This is a genomic window from Pedobacter sp. 01N416 (assembly GCF_056399685.1).
The window spans coordinates 1-4,495 of sequence record NZ_JBFTRT010000428.1; the positions used below are offsets into that span (position 1 = coordinate 1).

Here is a 4,495-nt window from a genome sequence, read left to right on the forward strand (position 1 = left end):
GCTATTCCCCGCTAAGGTAGCAGAGGGCGAGGCGGTATAGTAATCTGTAGCAAGAAGTTTGCCCGAAAAGCTACAAATTACCAGCAGTAATAGAAAAGTAGTTTTTAGTCTCATACATTTTGGTTTATTGGTTAGAAAATAAGGATGATTAAGAGGCTACTCGATAGTATTGATCTGCGTTCTTTAGATTTCTCTTTGTTTGTTTATTGGTTAGTTTGGTTAGTTCATAAAGGAAAGCTGCGTCACGTAGCTTATTTGCTCAAGGCTGTGCAATCCCGTTATATCAAATATTGGGTTTCTATTTCAAAACAGGGGGCACGAATCGGTTAGATTGGGGGTGAAGATCAACCTACTTGTATATTGAAGCATCATGGCTCTATCTTTACTGCAACAGAAGCTCTCTTTCTGATCACCGAGATATTGAAAATACTATTTTTCAGGATTCTGTTTTAAATTAAACCGAAGTGTGCATAGTGCTTAAATCATTCCTGTTTTATGAAGACACCAATACAAACAACAGCACTTAAAATAAAATAGCAGCCAAAGCGAACTGACTGCTACCCTGCTTAGTTTCTTTATCAATTGCATCCAGAGAAACAGATTTCCAACTGTACATATAAACCCTATACCTGGGCAACACTCACCATGTGTTTAGTTCATATATCGATACATCAATTATAATTTCCCTAAATCACACTAAAGGCAGTGGCGTTTGAATTAATAGACTATTAACCTGAGTTCGATTATTAAATCTCACTTTGCGACGTTTTAATCAAGTTTTCTGTTAAGTCGGTCGTCATCCAGAATTTATTTCAGGGTCTTTCCCGCCAAAAAAGATGCTGAAACAAGTTCAGCATGACGATAAGATTAGGAATAAACCTTGTCTGATAGTTATTTTTACAATTTAATAATCGAACTCAGGTTATTAACAAAAACGATCCTGTGCTAAAGTTAAACCGATGTTCATCCGGCTGGTTAGTTGGCCAACACAAACCCATCATTTGTTTTCTGTAGCCACTCCTGAAGTTTTGGACGAAGTTTTTTAACCTGTTCGCTATTTCTATCATATTGATTATCAAGCTCAAAAGGATCATTCTTTAAATCAAACAAATAGCCAATTACATGATCCCCTTTTCTCTCATAGGCGAGTTTATAGCGGTCAGTGCGTAGCCCCCTGAAGCCGGAACTATTTGGTTTACTATAGGCAATACCGCCCATAATAAATTGTTCTGTGGGTATGCTGCCCTTCCTGTTCAGCAAATAGGAAGCATAACTTTTTCCGTCAACAGTGTTTGGAATTGAATTTTTGTTACCTGTTAAGTCAAGCAGTGTTGGATAAACATCAGGCATACTTAACAGGAGCTTATTATCGATGCCTGGCATAATTTTCCCTTTCCAGTAGATAATAAAAGGAACACGCAGTGATTCTTCGTAAATATTATTCTTTGAAACTTCATCATGTTTGCCCAAACAGTTACCATGATCGGCAGTAATGACAACAATGGTATTTTCCAGCAGCTTTTTATCCTTTAGGGAACGGATTATACGTCCGATCTGATCATCAACACCGGTCATATTTGCATAATAGTTTTTGATGTTTTTACGGTATTCCTCTCCCATTGGGCTGCCTGCAGGTGGGATATTGGGATCATGCAGCAGCGAATCAAGTGAGATATTTTGATAAAGGGCCGTGTATTTTTCTGGCACCATATCATATGGCGAATGTGGCGGATTGATGGAAACGACCAACGAAAAAGGAGCCTTTTCTTTTCTTATCTTTTGTTTATTGTCAAAAAAATCTATGGCTTTATCTGCCTCATGCTCTGGCCCCCATTGGTTTACATAATGAAAGCTGTCGCGGGGATCTTTAGTATCCCAGTACATCGGTCGCAAGTGGTAATCGTATGTACCATAAGCATACCAGTAATCGAAACCATGTCTCTTTTCTGGAGGTGTCCATTCGTTCCAGGCTAATTTCTCAGTGTTGTTGGCGGTAGGAATATAGGGTTTGTGCGGAGAATCTAAATGCCATTTACCGATGTAACCATTGGCGTATCCACCTGCTTTTAACACGTCAGACCAGCATACGATTTCGCGTGGAAGTTCCACCCCATATGGAGCCGACCCGGAGTTGACATTGGCATATACCTTATTTTTAAAAGAATAAGTCCCGGTAAACAGCATCGCCCTAGATGGCGAACAGACTGGATTGTTGGCCACCATTTGACCAACCGTTAAACTCTCTCTGGCAAATGCATCAATATTGGGTGTTTTTACTTTTTCCTTGCCTAAATATCCTAGTGCCTGACCACGCCACTGGTCAACCAGAATGATGACAACATTCGGCTTTTTGCGCTGAGCAAAACTTAGGTATGGAAAGACCAATAGCAGCCCTAGCAATTGAAACAATATGTATATTTTCTTTATTATCATTATCTTTTTCTTTAAACTAAATAATCTGTGTTTTACAGTTTCCGCATTCAGCTAATCTATAAGAAGATCAATACTATTCTTTAATGCCATCGACTAAAGTCTTATGAATTTATGCATACGCCTGAACATTTTCTAATATGCATAGTTTTAATAAATGGAGAAATAGCGAGATAACCATCGTTTTGTTATAAAAAGTCTAGGAGCACGCCATCCAACGGCTCCATAACTATCCCAAAAGCCTGTCACATCACGACAAGTTTATTTTTCTACGTATCCATTCAATCATCCTACAATCGGGGCTATTTTCAAAATATAGCATATCACCGCTAAAAAACAGCATAAAATATGGTCTGTATCTACCTCCTTCCAGCAGCCTAACGCTACTCAATTTAAGGATTATAGGTAGCAATAATTAGCTTAAAAGGCTGTTTCTGGGGCTTATACCAGACAACAGCCTTAAAGTGCTTATTCTTTTATTTTTTGGTACCTCAATAAGGCTTCCATAAAATAATAGTCAGCATATATCAACGGAACATCGATCTCAGAATTATGTGGATAGCTACCTACACAGTGTTTTAATATAAAACCAGAATTGCTGCCCGGCTTAGCCAGATATGTACTATCAGACAATGATTGTAACATTTGTTCAGCGGGTTTGAAATACTTTTTGCTATCCTTAGAAAAAGTACTCAGCTCTATTAAGGCAGAGGCTACAAGAGCGCCCGCAGAAGCATCGCGAGGGATATAAGAAAGTTTTCTTGACTCATAGTCCCAATCTGGAGTAAAGCCTTTCTGCCCCTCGTTAAAGTCCCAGTTAGGAATTTTATCTTTTGGCAGGTTTGGATTGTTCAGGTAAAAATCAGCTGCCTTTTGTGCAGCTTCCAGAAAGCGTTTATCTTTGGTTTCTCTGTACATCATCGTAAAGCCGTAAATGGCCCAGCCCTGCCCTCTAGACCATGTAGAATTATCTGCATAGCCCTGATTGGTCTGCCTGTGCAATACTTTACCATTTGCACTATAATCAACCACGTGATAGGTGCTAAAATCGGGTCTAAAATGGTTCTTCATCGTATTTAAAGCATGGCTGATGGCCGCATTTTTATACTTAGGGTTACCCGTAATTTTAGATACATAACAAAGCAGCTCCAGGTTCATCATATTATCAATAATAACCGGATATTTCCAGGTGGTTTTCTTGTCCCACGATTTTTTTTCATTCCATGATTTGATCAGCCCTACTTTAGGATCGAAACGGGTTAAAGCCGACTCTGCTGATTGGATCAGGATTTTCCGGTATTGATCCAATTTTTTGGGATCTTTCTCAAACTTCATTGCATTGCCATAAGAGCAGTACATTACAAATCCTATATCGTGGTGTTGAGTTAAAAATTGTGCTTGCTCCAAGGCCTCTGTCCATTTGGTTGCTGCAGCTTTCCATTCCGGATTTTTAGTATATTCATAAATATACCACAGATTTCCAGCAAAAAAGCCTTGTGTCCAATCCTTAATATCGGTACTTTTTAAAGAACGGTCTTGATTTATGGTACGTGGAAAACGGGTTAAGTCTGTTGAGGTTTTCAGCAGTTCTCTATACTGTTTTTCGGCAACGGTAAAATCATCTTTTATCAACTCACTTTTTGGCGAAAGCCATAGAAAAGCTGAAAGTACGACCATCATTGTTAACGTACATACCAGTACAAAACTATAGTGCTTAATGTTAAAAGAGGTTTGTTTCATTTTTATTTGGTTTGTTTAATTTTAAGTTGAGCTCATGGCATTTTGGCCAGAAAATACGGAAAGTCTTCCCTTCCCGATCCCGAAGCTTATAGATAATGGTCAATACGTTACCCCCTCCGCAAATGCAGATGAAATAAGCCATAAATACGATGCATTATAAATCTGTCTTTAGGTAATAATTGCCCGTTGTGATCGGTAAATCTTTCTTTGCGATCATTCCCTTATATATATTCCCTGTAGCCACAACAGCGCCCCTGTTATCAGCGGTTGGATAGGTCATACTCGAATCATGTGAGTAGCCCACCATATGGCCGATCTCATGTAC

General features: G+C 38.9%; 2 protein-coding genes. Both read right to left on the reverse strand.

Annotated features, from left to right (window positions below; translation table 11 throughout):
- Positions 1-975 precede the first annotated feature (975 nt).
- Positions 976-2,433 (reverse strand): sulfatase family protein, encoded by a 1,458-nt coding sequence (locus AC1DND_RS20625; protein WP_477584498.1) that lies wholly within the window; start codon positions 2,431-2,433, stop codon positions 976-978.
- A gap of 465 nt (positions 2,434-2,898) precedes the next feature.
- The gene (locus tag AC1DND_RS20630) at positions 2,899-4,170 is read right to left on the reverse strand and encodes a glycoside hydrolase family 88 protein (RefSeq protein ID WP_477584500.1); all 1,272 of its coding nucleotides are present in this window, start codon (positions 4,168-4,170) and stop codon (positions 2,899-2,901) included.
- Positions 4,171-4,495 lie beyond the last annotated feature (325 nt).

Excerpts from the sequence above, each read along its gene's own strand:
- AC1DND_RS20625 (WP_477584498.1), bottom strand. The coding sequence starts at position 2,433 with ATGATAATAAAGAAAATATACATATTGTTTCAATTGCTAGGGCTGCTA.
- AC1DND_RS20630 (WP_477584500.1), bottom strand. The coding sequence starts at position 4,170 with ATGAAACAAACCTCTTTTAACATTAAGCACTATAGTTTTGTACTGGTA.